Consider the following 18,723-nt stretch of genomic DNA (forward strand, 5'->3'; position numbering starts at 1 on the left):
TACTCAAGCAACTTATACTAATTGCCTACTTTAGAGCGCATAAAAAAAGGAAGCATACGCTTCCTTTATAATTATGGTTATAATTTAGGCTCTTTTAGTAATTAAAAGAGCCTGTTAGCCTTACTTATTTAAATCAAGCATTAACTTGTTTAAACGTGTTACGAACCCAGTAGGATCTTTTAATGTTCCACGTTCAGCAAGTAAAGCTTGGTCAAGTAATACATGAGACCACTGTGCAAACTTATCTTCGTCTTGCTCATCGTTTAAGTGCTTAACTAATTGGTGCTCAGGGTTAAGCTCAAACACTGGCTTGGCCTCTGGAACAGATTGACCTACCGACTCCATAAGTTTTTGCATTTGCGAGCTCATGTCGTTGTCATCGCTCACAACACAAGCTGGAGAATCTGTTAAGCGATGCGTAAAGCGCACTTCTTTAACCTCTTCGCCAAGCGCTGTTTTAATGCGCTCAATTAAGCCTGCGACTTCTTTTTCAGACTCTTCTTGTGCTTTTTTCGTTTCTTCGTCGTCAAGTTTACCTAAATCAAGGTCGCCACGTGTAATTGACTGGAACGATTTTTCGTTAAACTCAGTTAAGTGGCTCATCATCCACTCATCAACACGGTCACTTAGTAATAATACTTCGATGCCTTTTTTGCGGAAGATTTCTAAGTGTGGCGAGTTTTTAGCCGCTGTAAACGAATCTGCAACAACGTAGTAAATTTTATCTTGCTCATCGTTCATACGCTCAATGTATTGCTCAAGCGATACATCTTGTGTTTCTGAGTCGGTATGTGTTGATGAGAAGCGTAACAATTTAGCAATGGCTTCTTTATTTGCAGTATCTTCTGCAGGTCCTTCTTTGATCACTTGGCCAAATTCATTCCAAAATGTTTGGTAATCTTCAGCTTTGTTTTTAGCCATACGCTCAAGCATTTTTAATATGCGTGATGTGCACCCTTTACGAATTGCTTGCGTTACTTTGTTATCTTGTAAAATTTCGCGCGATACATTTAGCGGTAAATCGTTTGAATCAAGTAAGCCTTTTACAAAGCGTAGGTAGCTTGGCATAAACTGCTCAGCGTCATCCATAATAAAGACACGTTGAACATACAGTTTTAAACCACTTTGGCGCTCACGGTTCCATAAATCGAACGGCGCTTTTTTAGGGATATACAATAAGCTTGTGTACTCAGTTTTACCTTCTACTTTATTGTGCGCCCAGTTTAGCGGCTCTTCCCAATCATGGCTTACATGCTTGTAAAACTCTTTGTATTCTTCATCAGAAACCTCTGATTTATCACGTGTCCATAAAGCAGTTGCACGGTTAATGCTTTCCCACTCACCTGGAACTGCTGGGATTTTTTCGCCGTCTTCGCCTTCAGACTCAGGCACTTCTGCTTTATACATTTGTACAGGCGTAGAAATATGATCTGAGTATTTAGTAACGATGCTACGTAAACGGTATTCATCCGCATATTCTTTTTCTTCTTCACGCAGGTGTAAAATAATATCCGTACCACGGCCTTCTTTTTCAATTTCTTGTAACGTGTACTCACCTTCACCTTGTGATTGCCACTCGTATGCTTGTGTTTCACCCGCTTTACGCGTGCGTACTGTCACTTCATCAGCCACTATAAATGCTGAGTAAAAACCAACACCAAATTGACCAATTAATTGCGAGTCTTTGCTTTGGTCGCCGGTTAAGTTTTTGAAAAATTCAGCAGTACCCGACTTCGCAATAGTCCCTAAAGAGCTAATTACCTCTTCACGTGTCATACCAATACCATTATCAGAAATGGTAATTGTGTTCGCCTCTTTATCTGCGCTAATACGTACACGTAAATCGGCATCACCTTGGTAAAGATCGCCATTAGAAAGCGCTAAAAAGCGTAGCTTATCGGCAGCATCTGATGCATTTGATACAAGCTCACGTAAAAATATTTCTTTATTCGAATATAACGAATGAATCATTAAGTTTAATAGTTGTTTTACTTCTGTTTGAAAGCCTAATGTTTCTTTTTGTGCTGCAGTCATTTATGTATCTCCAATTAGCAAAGTGTCTGCGTTATGCACTTAATATGGGGTGAGGTGGAGTAACTTCAAGGGAAAAATTTAAAAAAGCAGCGTTTGTGCTTACATAAATAAAAAGCCACATAGAAATGTGGCTTTTAGCGTTAAATTACGGCGTATTTTTAGCGTACTGGTCTTTTAAAGCGCTAACTTGTTCGTGTAAATAATTAGCACTTACCTGCTCAGCTTCAATCGACTCTCCCACACTCACCGATACTAATGACCATTTAAGGCGTGGTAGTTGCCATTTGGCTTTACGGCTAAATATACTGCCCCACAAGCCACCTAAGTGAACGGGCACAACAGGCACTGGTGTACGCGCTATTATACGCTCAATGCCACGCCTAAACATGTCCATTTCACCGTTACTGGTAAGTTTTCCTTCAGGAAAGATCCCCACCAATTCACCACGTTCAAGCGCTGCGGCAACCTCATCAAATGCTTTTGCAAACGCTTTTGGGTTAGCTTTTTCGCTATCAATTGGAATAGCTTTTGCCATTTTAAATAACCAATGCAGTGCTTTTGAATGATAAATGGGCGCAAACACCATAAAGCGTATAGGCCTTGGCGAGGTGGCTAAAATAAACATCCAATCTACAAAGCTAACATGGTTAGCTACAATAACTGCTGCGCCTTCGCTTGGAATATTTTCATGCCCTTTTGTGCGCACACGATACATGCATATAGCTAAAATATAGATAACAAAGCGTAAGAAAAACTCCGGCACCTTAGTGTAAATATAAATAGAGATAAGCAGGTTAAGCCCCGCCAAAAGTAACAGTAACGACGAGATATGCCACTGTAAAACAGAGAGCGTTACAATACTTAATATGGCACTGCCAACCATAAAGAGCGCATTAAGCACGTTATTAGCAGCAATCACCCGCGAACGACTTGCCTCCTCGGTACGCTGCTGAATAAGCGCATACAGCGGCACAGTATAAAAACCAGATGCAATACCAATACCGGCCATCCAAACAAAATGCCATACCATATCGCCCGTATTGAGTACTTGCTTAAGCGTTAATAAGTTTTCAGAGGGCGCGATATACACACTAATAGCAGGCTCTTGGCTCAATAAATACAAAAATAGCGTAATTAAAATAGCGCCAAAAGGAACGATTCCCAGCTCAATACGTGAGCGCGAAAGCTTTTCGCACAACAAAGAGCCTACGGCAATGCTTAGCGAAAACACCACCAGCGCACTGGTTACTACGAGTTCATCGCCACCCATTACATGCTTAACATAATTAGGCAATGCAGTTAAAATAACCGCGCCTATTAGCCAAAACCAGCTTATGCCCAACACCGATTTACCAACCGATTCTGTTTGAGCATTAAGCGCTTTGAATACATTTTTAGTGGATGAAAAAATATTATAAGTAAAGTGCAAATTAGGATTATTGGCTTGGCTTATAGGAATAAAGCGGCTGGCAAAAAAGCCAAGTACCGCAAGTATCAGCACTGCAATACTAATAATTGTTGGGCCTGTTGTTTGAGTAATGTAATAGGTGCCAAAAATAGTCCCCATTAAAATAGCCACAAAAGTGGCAGACTCAACCAAACCATTGGCTTTTGTTAATTCGTTAGGCGCCACATGCTGCGGTAATATCGAATACTTAAGCGGGCCAAAAAAAGTACTTTGCAAGCCCATAAAAAACATGGTGGTCAGCATTAGCCACACATATTGCGTAAAAATAGAGGCTGCACCAATAACCATAATTGGTATTTCGCAAAATTTAACAAGCCGGATCAATTTTGATTTTTCGGTCTTTTCGGCAAGTTGCCCTGCCATTCCTGAAAATAAAAAAAACGGTAATATAAATAAGCCCGCTGCAAGGTTTGAATACAGCGCACCATCGCAAAGGCTTGCAGCTTGAAACACTAACAATATAAGCACAGATTGCTTATACACATTATCATTCATAGCTGACAAAAACTGTGTTACAAATAGCGGTAAAAAGCGTTTACTACTGAGTAAACCACCTTTATTGTCGTGTTTATTATTTTGCATAGTACTCCTTACTAATCAGATAAAATCCTGATGTTTGCTTATACCAACTAGCGCCATATTTTTAGGGCGCGTGAGCCGTGCCACCTTCACGTTATAAATTGTTGTAAGCCAACAATTTATAACACAATGTCGCTAAATTTAACTCATTTATTAATTTAATATGATTAATAACCGCTCACACACGTTATACGGTAATTAAATAGCAAACACAAAAAAGCCCACATATTTTACTATGTAGGCTTTTAAAACGATTTCAGACAGTCGTATTAGTCCTGCATAACAGCTCGTCGGCCACTAAATGCATGCATTAACGTTGTGCCATCTACTAAATCAAGCTCACCACCAACAGGTATACCATGCGCTATACGCGAGGCCCCTACTTTATATTTATGGCAAAGCTGGGCAATGTAATGTGCAGTGGTCTCGCCCTCAACCGTGGGGTTGGTAGCTAAAATCACTTCGTTAATACCGCCGTGCGAGAGCTTTTGTTCAAGTATATCAAGGCCAATTTCTTTAGGGCCAATACCATCAATGGGCGATAAATGCCCCATCAGTACAAAATATAAACCAAGGTACTGACCTGTTTGCTCTATTGCCAACACATCCGTAGGCGATTCAACAACACAAAGCACACCAGTGTCTTGGCGTTTTGTACTTAAGCAAATATCACATTGTGCCTGCTCAGTAAAAGTACGACACGACTGACAATGCCCAACCGCGCTCATGGCTTTGGTCAATGCGTTACCAAGCTGAGTGCCCCCTTTACGGTCACGCTCTAATAAATGAAACGCAATGCGCTGAGCAGACTTAGGACCTATACCCGGTTGACAGCGAAGTGCTTCTATAAGCTGTGTTAGACTATCTGAAAGTTGCATATTTATTAGAACGGCATTTTCATACCTGGTGGTAATTGCATACCGCCAGTCACTTTACTCATACGCTCTTGCGTTTCGTCAGCTACGCGACGAACGGCGTCATTACATGCTGCAGCAAGTAAATCTTCAATCATGTCTTTGTCATCTTCCATGAGGCTTTCATCAAGCTCAACACGACGCACATTATGATTACCAAGCATGGTTACTTTTACAAGGCCTGCGCCGGCTTCGCCAACAACTTCCATCGTCGCGATTTCGTCTTGGGCCTTTTGCATGCGCTCTTGCATTTGCTGCGCCTGCTTCATCATGTTACCCATTCCACCTTTAAACATAATTTTCTCTCTTTCTTTTAAACTCTAATTGTCATGAAGATAAGGGCGATTGTATTTAATTACAATGCCTGAATACTGTTTTCGTCAATTTCGGCGCTAAATAGCTGCTGAAATTGTACTATGTTTTCATCAGCTGTGATCACATCAATTGCTTGCTGGTGCCGTCCTGCATCTATTTTTTGCTGAATTAAATAAGGCGAGTCAATCACCCCTTTTGCAAAGTTAATACTCAGCGAAACGTTATGACCATATATGCTTGATAACGCCGCATCGAGCTTTTGCCTAAGCATAGGGGTATCTAAGTGTTTTTGTGATTCATCCACGTCAATATGTAAACTGTCGCCTTGCTTGGTAAAAATCGAGTGTAATGCAAATTGGCGCATCCGCCCACCAAGTCCCATGCGCTTAATTAAATAAGCCCACTCATCTTGCTGATGCGCAAATTTAATCTCGCTAATTGGGCTTTGAAAGTCATCGGGAACCGGTATAGCGGGCTCTTGCTCTATTACCTCAGGCTTTTTTTGCGGGTTAATTTGCTCAAGCAACTCAGGGGCTAAGTTTTCTGTAATCGTTTGGTGCTTTTGTTGAAAATCAACCTTACGCGCTGGCTGGCTTTGCGTTACTGGCTCAGCTGGCGTTTGGCTCCCTGTTACTGGGAGCGTTGGCTTTTTTTCGCTATCGCCTTGCGGATGGTCTTGCCATGGCGGTGAATCGTTTTGTGACTCACTCGCTTGCATGCTTGTATCGTGTGGCTTTGCTTGGTTGTCAGGCGTAGCTTGAGCAGGTGTTTTTGATGTTTGCGCTTGCTCAGGGGTATTTACACTCTCCCCTGAAAGCCTACCTGCACCCGATATATTTCTATCCCGTAAAATTCGCGCAATTGCTGATTGTGCTTGGGCTTCTTGTTCACGCACAGTGATATTTTCATCATCGGCTATGCCTGGCTCGTGTTGTTCTACAGGTGTAGGGTTATAACCTTGATCTACAGCACTGCTCATAACATCATCAAATTGTGCCGCTAAATTTTGCTCCATATTACTGTGTTGCAGGTAAGCGTCGTCTTCACTTTGACGCTCAGCAGCTTCATCAGTTTTGGCCATTTTCTCGCCTTGCTGCACAGAGCTGGACGTATCGTTTGGAGTGTTTTGAACCGTAGAAGGTGCGCTGTTGTTGTCTTGTTCATTCGGCGAACTTGTTGGCGGCGCTGCGGGTTCATCAATTTTTTGGTTTTGCGCAGGGCTTTGCTCAACCATTGCTTGTGTAGCAGAGGTTTCGTTTTGCGACGGTGTTTTATTCTTATTTAATATATCGCGCAGCGCATCGGCACGGCCTTTACTACTGGTAGGCGCAGGCGTTGCTGTACTCGGTGTGTCACTAGGCTCAGGATGTGAATGAGCATAGGTTGTACCTGCCGATTCAAATGCTAACAATCGCAGCATTATCATTTCAAAGCCTAAACGAGGCTCTGGCGCCCATTGTAAGTCTTTTTTACCGTTTAATAGTAACTGGTAATAAATCTGTATTTGTTGAGCCTGGGTGTGCTGTGCAACATGGCTTATATAATCGGCATTTTTATCATCAAGTTGCGCGGCTTGAGGGACAAGCTGAGTTAATTGAACAAGGTGAGTTAATGCAATTAAATCATCAAGTAGGGCAATATAGTTAGGGTTACGGCTCGCTACTTGGGCTATTTCATCCATGAGTGCACCACCGTCTTGTGCTAACAAAGCAGCAAGCAAACTTTGGCTATAATGTGTGTCCATTAAACCAAGCATGGCTTGCACGGCTTGATTGTTTATGTCGCCGTTGGTTTGCGCAATAGCTTGATCTGTTAAGCTCAAGGCGTCTCGCATACTGCCATCAGCGGCTTTTGCAATAATACTTAGTGCATCTTTATCAAAGTTTAGTTGCTCTTGAGTAAGTACGTGTTCAAGCTGAGTTTTAATTTCACTTTGCGAAAGTGCATTTAAGTTAAACTGTAAGCAGCGCGATAAAATGGTAACAGGTAACTTTTGCGGATCGGTGGTTGCCAGTAAAAATTTCACATGCTCAGGCGGCTCTTCTAACGTTTTTAATAACGCATTAAAGCTATGCTTAGAAAGCATGTGCACTTCATCTATTAGGTATACTTTATAACGTCCGCGTGTTGGTGCGTATTGAACGTTATCAAGAATTTCACGAGTATCTTCGACTTTGGTGCGAGAAGCGGCATCAATTTCAAGTAAGTCAATGTATCGCCCTGACTCGATGTCAGTACAACTACTACATTGCCCACATGGAGATGCCGATATACCTTCGTCACAATTTAAGCTTTTAGCAAAAATGCGTGCAATGGTGGTTTTACCCACACCACGGGTTCCAGTGAATAAATAAGCGTGATGCAGTCTATTTTGTGTAAGCGCATTAACAAGCGCTTGCTTTACATGAGACTGGCCAACCAATTCATGAAAGGTTTGCGGACGCCATTTTCTAGCTAGAACCTGATAACTCATCAATTACTCGCCTTCAAACTCAACCAGTTTTAAGATTTTAATACCCATTTTTTCTATACGATGCTCACCACCAAGCTCTGGTAATGAAACAACAAACGCAGCATCAGTGGCTGTGCCGCCTAATTTTGCAACTAGCTTTGCTGTGGCTTCAATTGTGCCACCGGTAGCTAATAAATCATCAACTAATAATACTTTGTCGCCTGGGACAATAGCATCAACATGAAGCTCTAATGTGTCTTCACCGTATTCAAGTAGGTAATCTTGGCGAATCACTTCGCGCGGTAGCTTGCCTGGCTTACGAACAGGAATAAAAGGGATCCCTAACGCGTAAGATAGCGGCGCACCAAAAATAAAGCCGCGAGATTCTGTACCAATAATTTTTGTAAAGCCTTGGTTTTTATATTCGTTTATAAAAGCATCAATTGTTGCTTTAAAGGCTTCTGGATTTGCCATTAGTGTTGTTACATCACGAAACATAATGCCTGGTTTAGGATAGTCGGCAATGGTTGCGATACTGTTTTTAATAATAGCGGGTGTTACTTGAGTCATAAGTTTAATTGCTCAATAGTTTATATTTCAAAGCAGCTGATTATAACCTTAACTGACGTTAAAATGCGAGTTTGCTGTCATTAATACCGAGGTGGTTTGAAAATTATAAGGGTGGAGGAGGAAAAGAAGCTTAAGGCTGATATAAACAACAGCCTTAATAAAGCAAGGAGCTTTAGGTTAGGCTTGTGATCCAGCCTAAAATCGCATTTAAACAGCCAATACCCACAAAAACTGCTAAAAAAGCAATAAAGTAGGTAGCATTAAACGGATCTTTAAAGTCTTTATCATCTGACATTGGTATAACCTTTTTTAAGCACGACAAATAAGGCTGCCATGATAGACGAAGTAAAAAAATCTATAAAGCCCTTAATGTTGATTTTTTGTCACGATAATCCCGCGCTCGCACATTGCATTGAGCGTACTTAATGCTCCATGTGCAATTTGTTGTTGAGTAAAATTAGGCGCATGAGCTAAAACCTGTTGGCATACACTCTCAAAGTCAATGCCTGTATTTGACTCTATTATAGAAAGTAGTAAAGCGGTCATTGCATTGGTGGCTAAAAACTGTACGTCGTCGTTATTATCTCTATAAACCACAAAGTAATTGGGCTGCTCTGATGGCACGCTAGGTTTATATTCTGTACTAATATTTTGAACTGCATACTGGTAGCTTAAATTACGTGCTACACTCGACAAGTAAAGCTCGGCACTAGTCAGTTCGGTACTTTTTAAGCGTTGATCATTAACGTCTTCATTAGCCACCGAAACATCAAGCTCAATCCACTCATAATGTGCCAGCTCCAACATAAATGGGTAATCGTACTCTTGCATTGTATAGCCGTTCGATAAGTAATTAATAAACTCCCCTGCAATATCTAAAAAATAAGGCGACTTACAGTCGTGCTCATTAAAAAATGTTCTTACTAATTTTTGCCATTGCTGCTGTGTGTATAACGTTTTGAGTACCGGAAAACCAGATGAAATAAACCCGGCAATATTGTTAAAAAATAAATCGCGGTAAATCGCCATGCGCCTATCTTCGATATCTTTAGGCTTTTGGTTGAGCTGAGGCTCACGAATGTGCGCCATAAATTCGTTTTGCGTGTCAATAAAGTTCATTTACCTTCCTTATTTACGCTGTTTGCTGAGTAAGCGTTGAACTTGCGTTTTTATTTTGTAAATCGTGAATAATATCAAGCTCTTTTGTTAGTGTATTTATGCTTGGAATATTAAAGTCACGCTCCAATAAGGTAGGAAACACCCCATGCGCTTGGTATGCTTTATCAAGCAAGTCCCAAACGGGGTCTATAACATCAGCGCCATGGGTATCAACAATTAAATCATCGGCTTCATTGTAGTGACCTGCTACGTGCCCATATGCAATTCTGTTTGTAGGTAGCCCTAATAAAAACGCATCTGCATTGTAACCATGATTAATTGAATTAACATAAATATTATTTACATCAAGTAGTAGTTTACAATCAGCTTGCTCTAAAATCGCATTAGTAAATTCAAGCTCAGATAACTGCTGGCCAGGCGCTGCATAATAAGAGACATTTTCGATGGCTATTTGGCGCTCTAAAATATCTTGCACTTGTTTGATCCGAGGTACAACGTGTGCAATGGCATCTTCAGTAAAAGGGATTGGCATTAAATCGTACATATGTCCTTTACCCGAGCAGTAACTAAGGTGTTCACTAAATAGTTTAATATTGTGTTGATCAAAAAACGTTTTTAGCGATTTAACAAAGTCAATATCAAGAGGTTCAGGCGAACCGATAGAAAGCGATAAACCATGGCAAACAAAATTATTGGCGTCAGTTAATGTTTTAAATTGTTTTTTAAAGCGGCCTCCTAGCTTAAGCCAGTTTTCAGGCGCCACTTCCATAAAATCAATTTGCTTGGGTATATGCACTAGTAATTCATCAAGCATCTCTCGACGAAGGCCTAAGCCAACCATCCCAAATGCTGAGTTTTGTGAAGCTTTCATCATTATCTCCTAAAACAAAAAGGGCCTTTTGGCCCTTTAGCATAACGTATATCTGAGTAACTCAGGTAGTTAAGTCAGCGTGTTATTGGCCACCACATTTACCTTCGCCGCACTTACCTTCTTTTTTACCTTTTGCGTCGCCACCACATTTGCCTTCGCCGCATTTACCTTCTTTTTTACCTTTTGCGTCGCCGCCACATTTGCCTTCGCCGCATTTACCTTCTTTTTTACCCTTTGCGTCGCCGCCACATTTGCCTTCGCCGCATTTACCTTCTTTTTTACCTTTTGCGTCGCCGCCACATTTACCTTCGCCGCATTTACCTTCTTTTTTACCTTTTGCGTCGCCGCCACATTTGCCTTCGCCGCATTTACCTTCTTTTTTACCTTTTGCGTCGCCGCCACATTTACCTTCACCGCATTTACCTTCTGCAGCATCAAGTTGATAACCCGTCACTAGCTGTTGGAATTCAAATGGGTTTGCTTGTGCATCTGCAGAGGCAAAACTTGCAGAGCCAACAACTACTGCACCTAAGGTTAACGCGATTGAATTTTTCTTTACTGTGTTCATTGTATGACTCTCTTATATAAGTATTAAAATAATGCAAGCTAATTATTGTCAATTATGCGTTGCTTGTATGATTAAATAGACCTGATAGAAAATAAAAACTTTCATTTATTTTCATTTTTTTTACTTTTAAATTTGTACAAACAAATATGGACTGTAATTTAGGTTTTATCAAACCATACTTTGCAGGTACACTACGCACCCGTTTTTCAATAAACATACTTTATGAAACTTGTTTTAGCGCCTATGGAAGGTGTTGTTGATTTTAAAATGCGCCAACTTCTTACTAATATTGGTGGCTTTGACCTATGCGTAACTGAATTTGTTAGAGTAATTGATAAACGTTTACCGGCTAAAGTTTTTCATCGCTATTGCCCTGAGCTCAATAATGATGGTTTAACAAAAGCTGGGACTCCTGTGCGCATACAGTTGTTAGGGCAAGTGGCAGACGTATTAGCAGAAAATGCGGTTAGAGCTATCGAATTAGGCTCTCACGGTATAGATCTTAATTTTGGCTGCCCTGCAAAAACAGTAAATAAAAGTCGTGGTGGTGCTGTACTGCTAAAAGACCCTGATCATATGTATAACATAATCAAAGCGGTAAGGGATGCGGTAGATAGTAAACAACAAGTAAGCGCTAAAATACGCTTAGGCTTTGATGATGATAGCAATAGCCAAGAGATTGTAGATGCAGTTGTAAGCGCCGGCGCAGATAGTATTGCAATACATGCCCGTACCAAGCGTGACGGTTATAACCCTCCTGCATATTGGGAAAAAATACCTCCGCTAATAAAAGGTAAAAACATAGCAGTGGTTGCCAACGGTGAAATTTGGCAAGTAGAAGATGCGCTACTTTGCCAAACACGCAGCCAGTGTAGCGATTTAATGCTAGGGCGCGGTGCGCTTTCTCACCCTGATTTAGCGAAAAAAATTAAAGCTCATGTTAATAATGAACAATACAATGGCCTAGAGTGGGAACATATAATTTATCATTTAATTCATTCTGCTATTCATCAAGACCCCACACAAGATGAAAAATATTTTGCCTCGCGAACTAAACAATGGCTTGGCTATCTTAAACGCCAATACCCACAAGCAAATGTACTCTTTGATGAAATAAGACGTCTTAAAGTAAAAAGTGATGTAGCCGAGGTTTTAAAAAAATATGCTAAGTCTCCGCAACTTGATTCAAATCATAACGTATAAGCAGCACAGCTCAGATAATACAGGTATAACGAAACGCTAAATAAAGGTTATACCAACATGCTTTATCAGCAACAACTGCACAGTGAAGTAGCACACGTTAAATCAACAATATTAGCAATGTTGAGCCAATCTGCACACCCTGCCCATCTTAAGCTACATGACGTTATACTGACTAGCCTGCATAATGAATGGCTTGACACAGCCACGCACAACTTAGGTGCCGAATATCAAACCTTAGTAAATAGACTAACAGAATTAGAAGCGGCAATCAGCCAAATTGAAATTGGCCAATACGGCTATTGTTGCGATTGTGAAGAAGCAATCTCAGAGCAGTTACTTAAACAAGACCCTGCAACACAACGTTGTGAAATGTGCGCTAAGCGCACATAAGCTATTAAAGTGTTAAGAGTTGCTCGGCAAAACTAAAAGCGAGTGCAGGGTAAAGTACACTATCTTCAACCAAATATTGGGCGTTGCGCTCTGAAATAGCTAATCGTTTTACTAAGTTCACTTTTGCCTGAGATAAAGTCCATGCATGGTAGTGTATACCCACATCGGTCTCCATCAGCGCAAGCATTAGCCTCTTATCTTCTGGACTTAGCTGGCTATTTTTAGCCATAGCTGGCAATAGCATGTAATCAGTTTGCCAATCAATCCCTTTTATTTTAGGCGCCTTGCTTAAATATTGGCTAATAAACGAAGTATGATGGGTCATGCTGTAGTTCAAATTAGGTGCCGTGTATGAATCACTGTGAATGTGCTGATTAATAATATCAACCCATTGCAGCGGTGACTTAACTGCCCCACTGAAGTAATTTAGTTTACTTTGATACCATTCACTGCCATTAGCAAGCCCTCTTAAACCAATGCTTCCCCTTGGTTTGTACTTGGCCAAGTAATCATTAAACTCTGCAATCTGGGCTTTTAAATCGTTTGCGCTAGCGTGTTTTAATAGTGATGTTTTTAAGTACCCCTGTAAAAGATTTAATTCAACCTTGTTCAATCTTAAATTGCTTTGCAGCGCACTGTCTAATTGATCTTGTGTAAACTTAAGCCACTCAATGACCTCGCTAGACTGAGTACTTTGCATTTGCGCTGAGAATAAGTTGTCTAACACATTGACTTGGGCAGGCCAGCTAAAAAACCGCTCAGGAAAACGCTCAGCAATAATTAAGTAATTTAGCTGCTGCGTTTGCGCGTTTGAAAGTGTCATCGCTTGTAGGCGCTGATACATCTGGTGACGAAGAGATAAATATGCTGAGGAAAAAGGCAATACCTGTTCAGTGGATACACGTGTAGTGCCCGCAGGTTTTAGCGCGGTGTTTAAACTTTTGATGCTTAGTTGTGCAGCATCATAAGATTCAAAAGGCAATGGTTGTTTTGAGCAGGCAACCAAAAACAGACTAAATAGAACAGAAAAAAGGTGCATTTTCTTCATTATAGATTCCAATAAAAAAAGCCCCAAAGGGGCTTTTTATATAATTGCTAAAACAAATTAAAGTTAAATTTTAACACCGTTGCGAGCGGCTTTATCTTTAATAAATGTTGACCAACCTTTAGCAAACTTACGTGTGCGCGGGTCGTCCATTGCTTTAGTAATAGCAGCATAAGCTTGCTTGTATTTAGCTTGGTAGTAGTACGCTTCTGCTAAATCTGAATAAATTGTGCCCTTTTTGTCAGAGCCAAGCTCTAACGCTTTGTTCAAACGAACAACAGCAGCACTAAAGTTCTCAGATTGTAAAAGTAACGAACCTGCTTTGCGGTAAAGCTCTGCATCGTCGTCAAATTTAGCAGCTTCTTCGTAGTACTTAGCAGCTTTTTCGATGTCTTTAGAACGGTGGTAGTTACTAGCAATTGCGTTAACATTTTGCTTAGTACGCTTAACTTTGTCTTCTTTAATTGCATTTTCAAGGGTTTTAGCCGCTTTAAATGGAATTTCGTTTAAAGAGTAAAAGTTAGAAAGTACTTTGTAATCTACTTCCGCTTCAAAATAGCCATTTTTGAATGCTACTTCCATGGTCGCTAAACCTTTAGAGTAGTCTTCGGTTTGTAGGTAGTATTTACCTAAACTAACCCAGGCTTTTTTGTCATCTGGCCAAACTCTAACAATTTCTTCACCAATTTTCACCATGTTGGAGTAATCTTTAAGTTCAAAGTAAGAACCTAATTTTAATTGGTAAGGGGCCTTATTAGGCTCCTTTTGTAAAGAGATTGCTTTGTCTGCAGGTTCAAAAACATCACGAAACTGACCTAACTGATAGTTAGCTTGTGCAATACGAGTGTACACTTTAGGGTCTTCTTCGCCGGTGAAGTCCATCCAAGCTGTATAAGCTTTTTTGGCTTCTTGGAACTTTTCAGTACCTGCGTATAAATCACCTAATAGCTTTAAAGTTTGCTCGTGATCTGCGAAGTTTAAAATATCAGGGGCAACAGCTTGTCTAGAGTATTTAATCGCTTCATCGTACTTCTCTTTTTGCGCGTACATGCTACCTAAGTAACGATTTACAGTCGCTTTATCGAAGTCGTTAGATGCGTCAATCTCTTTTAACAAGGCAATTGCTTCATCAACTTTGTCTTCATTGTACAAGTCAAACGCTTTAATTACCTTTTTACCAGTACGCTCGCCCATGATTTTAGTCTTGGCTTTCTTACGCTCTTCAATTTTAGCGTAATCTGGCGCTGCTAATACAGGTGCAGTAATAGCTGCACCTGACACAGACATAAGAATTGCAAGAGCAGTTACTTTAGATAAATTTCTCATTACTCGCCTCCTTAGCCTTGGTTAAGTTTAAAGTCTAGTTGAACTTGTAAACCAACTTGTTTCTGTGGTTTACCGTCAATAATTTTAGGACGGTATTTCCACTTGCGCAGTGCACGTTTAGCTTCACGGTCAAAGATACGTTTTGGTTCTGCGTCAATAACTTCAACGTCAGTTACGCCACCTAACTCATCAATTGTGAACGAAAGTTGTACCCAACCTTCTTTGCCATCACGCGCTGCTTGCGTTGGATATTTTGGTTCAATACGAACGATAGGTGTCGCATCACCATCTCGTCCAAATGCACCTGGACCACTTAGCCCACCAGCCGAACTTCCTACATCAATGCTACCCATGTTAAATGACATAGCACCAGGATTAGGATTGTTATTCTCCGGCTGTGGCGGCTGCGGTTTAGGCGGCTGCTTTGGCGGTGGCGGAGGCGGAGGCGGAACACGCTTCCTCTCCTGCACCTTAGATTCAGGCGGATTCGTCATTATTTCGACTATGATCTGCTCTTTTTGTTCAGTATTACGGTCAGCCCCACCAGAGATGAGGTAAGCCATGAAGTAGAACAAGCCGAAAGTAACTGCCCCACCTGCAATCAGTGAAAACAGAAAACGAATCATTACTGATCTCCAGCTATTGAAATTCTCAGGTTGTCACCCGTCGCTTTGATCTGGTCCATAACTTTAACCACTACACCGTGTTTTGCTTCTTTATCAGCTTGCAAAATCACAACGTCAGTAGGTTGTTCTGCTAATAAACTTTCGATTTTTGCTGAAACACGTTCAACATCAACTTGCTGTTTATCAATCCAGATAGCACCATCACTGCGAATAGCAACAAAAATGTTAGCATTTTTTTGCTTCGTAGCTTGGGCCGCTTTAGGTTTATTGACCTCGATACCAGCCTCTTTAACGAACGATGTAGTTACGATAAAGAAAATAAGCATGATAAATACGATGTCAAGCATTGGCGTCATATCTACCGCTGCTTCTTCTTCTTCACGAAAACGTTGTTTACGTGCCATATTTAATTCTCTCTCTAGTGATGAGGCATGCTATCTACAAGTTTGGCTTTCACCATTCTCGCTCTTGCCTCAAGGCGTGAGCTAAAGAAAACTCCAGATAGTGCCGCAACCATTCCAGCCATTGTTGGGATTGTTGCCATTGAAATACCTGATGCCATTAAACGTGCATTACCAGTACCTTGAGTTGCCATGGTTTCGAAAACCGCGATCATACCCGTTACAGTTCCAAGTAAGCCAATTAAAGGACAAACAGCTACTAATGTTTTAATCAACAACATACGCTGATCTAATTTTTCAGACGCTTCAGAAATCCATGCTTCACGGATTCTGTGTGCGTACCAAGACGTAGTGTCTTGGCGGGCATCCCACTTCGCTACAATATCCTTCGTCAAACGAGGAAATTCAGCAAGTAGGAACCAATAGCGCTCAATCATTAAAACCCACATAAGAAAGAGTGCTATCGCGACCACGTATAATACCTGGCCGCCTGTGCCAACAAAATCCCTGATAGATTCCCATATCTCCATCAGGACTAGCATTAGGCTTTCTCCTTCTCCGCGTGAGTAGCAACGATACCCGCGCTTTGCTCATCAAGGATATGTAATACTGACTTACTACGACCTGCAACAATTGAATGAAGTAGGATAAGTGGTAGTGCAGCAATTAGACCTAGCGCTGTAGTTACAAGAGCTAGAGAGATGTTACCAGCCATGATCTTCGGATCGCCCGTACCGAACAATGTGATTGTTTGGAACGTTAAGATCATACCGATTACTGTACCTAGTAGACCAAGTAACGGTGCGATTGCAGCAAGAATCTTGATGATATTGATACCAGCTTCAACACGTGGCGTTTCACGTAGGATAGCTTCATCAAGTTTAAGCTCAAGGTTTTCAACGTCTTGGCTCTTGTTGTCATGGTACACTTTAAGAATACGACCCAGTGGGTTGTTTGTATTCGGTGTAGACAAGTTTTTAAGCTGAGACTTGATCTTAGAAGTAGTAAGCGCTAAGTCAACGAAACGTACTAAGAAGATTAGTAGACCAACAGCTAATAAAACTGTGATGATGTAACCAACTTCAGCACCTTGCTCGTAGTATTCCATAAGCGTTTTCTTCTGCGTGTTGATACGTAAGATTGCACCACGAGTCGGGTCAATGTATACGCCAGCGTAATTATCAGAAGAAGTACCTTCAAGAGCAGAGATACCATCTAAAATGTAGCTATCAGGTTGTTTACCTAAAGGCTGAATAGATTTTGTCTCTGGCGAGTAGATTAAGTAACCTTCGTCAGTAACTAAGTTAAAGTTACCAATACGTGTTACTTGCTTAACTGTAGAGTTACCGTCAAGACCTGACACTTCAGTTTCAAAAGTAGATACTTTTGCTGATTCAGTCATTTCTGTTTGAAGTGCAATCCAAAGTTCTTCTAGTTCACGAACTGTTGGAAGTTCTTTAGCTGCTGCTAATGAACGAAGTACTTCTGCACGGCCTGGCTTTTCAGCACTAACTAGTGAAGCTTCGATAGAACCGATAGCGTCTTGCGCTGCACGACGTACAACACCAAACATTTCACCAAGAGTACCTTGTGCGTTTTGAAGCGCTTGCTCTTTTTCAGCTAATGTATTTTCGTTTTGTGCATATTGCTTAGCTAAGCTGTCACCGCGTGCTTTTTCAGACGCTAATTGGCTTTTTGCTTTGTTAAGTAATGCTTGTTTGTCAGCACGTTCTGATAAGAACTCTTGCTCACGTTGCTTATTGATTTTACCTTCAGAGATACGTTCTTGCTTTACTTGCTCAAGAATTTTATCTAAAGCACCAGTATTTGCATGTGCATTAAGCGCGGTACCTGCAGAAACAGATAGTACTGCTGCAACAGCAAAACCTTTAAATAGTTTCTTCATTATTCGATTACTCCGCGCCAAAGATTGGTAGTTTAACAAGTTCTAGTGTCGCTTGCTTACGCGCCATACGAATCACTTCTTTAACTGGTTTTAGGTATTCTTCACCTAATTCTTTCCACTCTTTAGTGTTGTTGTCCCACACCCAAGCGTGTTTTAAGTCAAAAGATTGTGCTACGTAAGTGATACGACCTAAACGACCGATATCAACGTTAATGTTTTTACCATTAACTTCTAAAGTGCCTTGAGAAGCAGTTACAGCCGAGCTGTAAGCAGTTTCAACTGTGTATGCTTCAAGAACTTGGCGGAATTTCTCAGACGTCGTAACAGACGCAGAAGCCATGATTTCACGAAGTCTTTCTACACGGGCAAGACGAGAATCAAGATTGAACGGAACGTCCGCTTTGATGAATTGCTCAAGCGTATCGATCATGCGATACATCAAAGGCACAACGTTTTGTTTAGTGTTGTCGATAGTAGCGATTTGACGGTCAAACGATTCGATTGACGCATTTTGGTCAGCGACCAAACGTGCTACGTGATCGTTGTACACTTTCATAAGTTCAGTCTCATCAACAATACTACGGTACTCAGCGATTAGCTCTTGAGTTTGACCGTATACGTTGTCAATTTTAGTTTGAGACTTAACAGCAGCCTTTTGAATTTGCTGACCTGCTTTTTGCACGTCATTCAAAGGATCTGCAATCACATTGCTGCTTGCAAATGCAAAAGCGCCAACCAACGCAGATGCTACAAGACTCTTTCTGATTTTAACAGACATAGTTCCCAACCAATTAAGTAATGTTACTTTTATAATTTAATTATCAACCCTAGTAAGGATGACAACCCTGATATCTTTTAATAGATATCAACCCTCCAATAATGCTAAATGCAATACGCCCTGTCAACTTGATGTTAGCTATTCTAAGTAAATAAATA

19 protein-coding genes are annotated in these 18,723 nt (G+C 40.9%); 2 read left to right on the forward strand and 17 right to left on the reverse strand.

The features are described 5' to 3' along the window. Positions 1 to 120: 120 nt before the first annotated feature. The 10 genes from htpG to QUE46_RS10270 all read right to left on the reverse strand — a co-directional run bounded on the left by htpG (position 121) and on the right by QUE46_RS10270 (position 10,890). On the reverse strand, positions 121 to 2,034 hold the full coding sequence (gene htpG, locus QUE46_RS10225) for a molecular chaperone HtpG (protein WP_286244708.1): 1,914 nt from the start codon (positions 2,032 to 2,034) through the stop codon (positions 121 to 123). Positions 2,035 to 2,179: 145 nt separating this feature from the next. Beyond that, positions 2,180 to 4,084: an MFS transporter gene (locus QUE46_RS10230; protein WP_286244709.1), complete on the reverse strand. Its 1,905-nt coding sequence runs from the start codon at positions 4,082 to 4,084 to the stop codon at positions 2,180 to 2,182. Positions 4,085 to 4,350: 266 nt separating this feature from the next. Next, a complete protein-coding gene (recR, locus tag QUE46_RS10235) occupies positions 4,351 to 4,959 on the reverse strand; it encodes a recombination mediator RecR (protein WP_286244710.1) in 609 nt (202 codons plus the stop codon). A gap of 5 nt (positions 4,960 to 4,964) precedes the next feature. After that, positions 4,965 to 5,291: a YbaB/EbfC family nucleoid-associated protein gene (locus tag QUE46_RS10240; protein ID WP_286244711.1), complete on the reverse strand. Its 327-nt coding sequence runs from the start codon at positions 5,289 to 5,291 to the stop codon at positions 4,965 to 4,967. A 59-nt stretch (positions 5,292 to 5,350) separates the two neighbouring features. After that, entirely contained in the window at positions 5,351 to 7,783 is a 2,433-nt protein-coding gene (dnaX, locus tag QUE46_RS10245) for a DNA polymerase III subunit gamma/tau (RefSeq protein WP_286244712.1), read from the reverse strand. A 3-nt stretch (positions 7,784 to 7,786) separates the two neighbouring features. Next, complete coding sequence (apt, locus tag QUE46_RS10250) at positions 7,787 to 8,332, reverse strand: adenine phosphoribosyltransferase (RefSeq protein ID WP_286244713.1); 546 nt, start codon at positions 8,330 to 8,332, stop codon at positions 7,787 to 7,789. 172 nt (positions 8,333 to 8,504) lie between these two features. Further along, positions 8,505 to 8,627 carry a hypothetical protein gene (locus QUE46_RS10255; RefSeq protein WP_004588125.1) on the reverse strand — a complete coding sequence of 41 codons (123 nt, stop codon included), beginning with the start codon at positions 8,625 to 8,627 and terminating at the stop codon, positions 8,505 to 8,507. Positions 8,628 to 8,698: 71 nt separating this feature from the next. After that, complete coding sequence (locus QUE46_RS10260) at positions 8,699 to 9,451, reverse strand: DUF2063 domain-containing protein (RefSeq protein ID WP_286244714.1); 753 nt, start codon at positions 9,449 to 9,451, stop codon at positions 8,699 to 8,701. Between the two features lie 13 nt (positions 9,452 to 9,464). After that, positions 9,465 to 10,292, reverse strand: a complete 828-nt coding sequence (locus QUE46_RS10265; protein ID WP_286247725.1) for a DUF692 domain-containing protein — start codon at positions 10,290 to 10,292, stop codon at positions 9,465 to 9,467. 112 nt (positions 10,293 to 10,404) lie between these two features. Beyond that, positions 10,405 to 10,890 carry a hypothetical protein gene (locus QUE46_RS10270; RefSeq protein WP_024033363.1) on the reverse strand — a complete coding sequence of 162 codons (486 nt, stop codon included), beginning with the start codon at positions 10,888 to 10,890 and terminating at the stop codon, positions 10,405 to 10,407. A gap of 222 nt (positions 10,891 to 11,112) precedes the next feature. On the opposite strand from QUE46_RS10270, the gene QUE46_RS10275 reads away from it, so the two are divergent. Both QUE46_RS10275 and QUE46_RS10280 read left to right on the forward strand, forming a co-directional pair. After that, positions 11,113 to 12,093: a tRNA-dihydrouridine synthase gene (locus QUE46_RS10275; protein ID WP_286244715.1), complete on the forward strand. Its 981-nt coding sequence runs from the start codon at positions 11,113 to 11,115 to the stop codon at positions 12,091 to 12,093. Between the two features lie 57 nt (positions 12,094 to 12,150). Further along, positions 12,151 to 12,483 (forward strand): TraR/DksA C4-type zinc finger protein, encoded by a 333-nt coding sequence (locus QUE46_RS10280; RefSeq protein ID WP_286244716.1) that lies wholly within the window; start codon positions 12,151 to 12,153, stop codon positions 12,481 to 12,483. Between the two features lie 4 nt (positions 12,484 to 12,487). Here QUE46_RS10280 and QUE46_RS10285 read toward each other — a convergent pair whose 3' ends face one another. From QUE46_RS10285 to QUE46_RS10315, 7 genes are all read right to left on the reverse strand, one after another. Next, complete coding sequence (locus QUE46_RS10285; protein WP_286244717.1) at positions 12,488 to 13,531, reverse strand: hypothetical protein; 1,044 nt, start codon at positions 13,529 to 13,531, stop codon at positions 12,488 to 12,490. A gap of 63 nt (positions 13,532 to 13,594) precedes the next feature. Next, positions 13,595 to 14,854 carry a hypothetical protein gene (locus tag QUE46_RS10290; RefSeq protein WP_286244718.1) on the reverse strand — a complete coding sequence of 420 codons (1,260 nt, stop codon included), beginning with the start codon at positions 14,852 to 14,854 and terminating at the stop codon, positions 13,595 to 13,597. 11 nt (positions 14,855 to 14,865) lie between these two features. After that, positions 14,866 to 15,480 (reverse strand): energy transducer TonB, encoded by a 615-nt coding sequence (locus tag QUE46_RS10295; protein ID WP_126007517.1) that lies wholly within the window; start codon positions 15,478 to 15,480, stop codon positions 14,866 to 14,868. After that, positions 15,480 to 15,884 carry a biopolymer transporter ExbD gene (locus QUE46_RS10300; protein ID WP_004588134.1) on the reverse strand — a complete coding sequence of 135 codons (405 nt, stop codon included), beginning with the start codon at positions 15,882 to 15,884 and terminating at the stop codon, positions 15,480 to 15,482. Before QUE46_RS10300 ends, QUE46_RS10295 begins: the two co-directional genes overlap by 1 nt. A gap of 14 nt (positions 15,885 to 15,898) precedes the next feature. Then, complete coding sequence (locus QUE46_RS10305; RefSeq protein ID WP_004588135.1) at positions 15,899 to 16,423, reverse strand: MotA/TolQ/ExbB proton channel family protein; 525 nt, start codon at positions 16,421 to 16,423, stop codon at positions 15,899 to 15,901. Next, a complete protein-coding gene (locus QUE46_RS10310) occupies positions 16,423 to 17,787 on the reverse strand; it encodes a MotA/TolQ/ExbB proton channel family protein (protein ID WP_286244720.1) in 1,365 nt (454 codons plus the stop codon). Before QUE46_RS10310 ends, QUE46_RS10305 begins: the two co-directional genes overlap by 1 nt. A 7-nt stretch (positions 17,788 to 17,794) precedes the next feature. Next, positions 17,795 to 18,565 (reverse strand): DUF3450 domain-containing protein, encoded by a 771-nt coding sequence (locus QUE46_RS10315; protein ID WP_286244721.1) that lies wholly within the window; start codon positions 18,563 to 18,565, stop codon positions 17,795 to 17,797. Between the last annotated feature and the right edge of the window lie 158 nt (positions 18,566 to 18,723).

Origin of the sequence: Pseudoalteromonas sp. MM1, from assembly GCF_030296835.1 — a bacterium.
Taxonomy (GTDB): Bacteria; Pseudomonadota; Gammaproteobacteria; order Enterobacterales; family Alteromonadaceae; genus Pseudoalteromonas.

Coding starts and splice junctions, on each gene's coding strand:
- htpG (WP_286244708.1), bottom strand. CDS start 2,034: ATGACTGCAGCACAAAAAGAAACATTAGGCTTTCAAACAGAAGTAAAA.
- QUE46_RS10230 (WP_286244709.1), bottom strand. CDS start 4,084: ATGCAAAATAATAAACACGACAATAAAGGTGGTTTACTCAGTAGTAAA.
- recR (WP_286244710.1), bottom strand. CDS start 4,959: ATGCAACTTTCAGATAGTCTAACACAGCTTATAGAAGCACTTCGCTGT.
- QUE46_RS10240 (WP_286244711.1), bottom strand. CDS start 5,291: ATGTTTAAAGGTGGAATGGGTAACATGATGAAGCAGGCGCAGCAAATG.
- dnaX (WP_286244712.1), bottom strand. CDS start 7,783: ATGAGTTATCAGGTTCTAGCTAGAAAATGGCGTCCGCAAACCTTTCAT.
- apt (WP_286244713.1), bottom strand. CDS start 8,332: ATGACTCAAGTAACACCCGCTATTATTAAAAACAGTATCGCAACCATT.
- QUE46_RS10255 (WP_004588125.1), bottom strand. CDS start 8,627: ATGTCAGATGATAAAGACTTTAAAGATCCGTTTAATGCTACCTACTTT.
- QUE46_RS10260 (WP_286244714.1), bottom strand. CDS start 9,451: ATGAACTTTATTGACACGCAAAACGAATTTATGGCGCACATTCGTGAG.
- QUE46_RS10265 (WP_286247725.1), bottom strand. CDS start 10,292: ATGGTTGGCTTAGGCCTTCGTCGAGAGATGCTTGATGAATTACTAGTG.
- QUE46_RS10270 (WP_024033363.1), bottom strand. CDS start 10,890: ATGAACACAGTAAAGAAAAATTCAATCGCGTTAACCTTAGGTGCAGTA.
- QUE46_RS10275 (WP_286244715.1), top strand. CDS start 11,113: ATGAAACTTGTTTTAGCGCCTATGGAAGGTGTTGTTGATTTTAAAATG.
- QUE46_RS10280 (WP_286244716.1), top strand. CDS start 12,151: ATGCTTTATCAGCAACAACTGCACAGTGAAGTAGCACACGTTAAATCA.
- QUE46_RS10285 (WP_286244717.1), bottom strand. CDS start 13,531: ATGAAGAAAATGCACCTTTTTTCTGTTCTATTTAGTCTGTTTTTGGTT.
- QUE46_RS10290 (WP_286244718.1), bottom strand. CDS start 14,854: ATGAGAAATTTATCTAAAGTAACTGCTCTTGCAATTCTTATGTCTGTG.
- QUE46_RS10295 (WP_126007517.1), bottom strand. CDS start 15,480: ATGATTCGTTTTCTGTTTTCACTGATTGCAGGTGGGGCAGTTACTTTC.
- QUE46_RS10300 (WP_004588134.1), bottom strand. CDS start 15,884: ATGGCACGTAAACAACGTTTTCGTGAAGAAGAAGAAGCAGCGGTAGAT.
- QUE46_RS10305 (WP_004588135.1), bottom strand. CDS start 16,423: ATGCTAGTCCTGATGGAGATATGGGAATCTATCAGGGATTTTGTTGGC.
- QUE46_RS10310 (WP_286244720.1), bottom strand. CDS start 17,787: ATGAAGAAACTATTTAAAGGTTTTGCTGTTGCAGCAGTACTATCTGTT.
- QUE46_RS10315 (WP_286244721.1), bottom strand. CDS start 18,565: ATGTCTGTTAAAATCAGAAAGAGTCTTGTAGCATCTGCGTTGGTTGGC.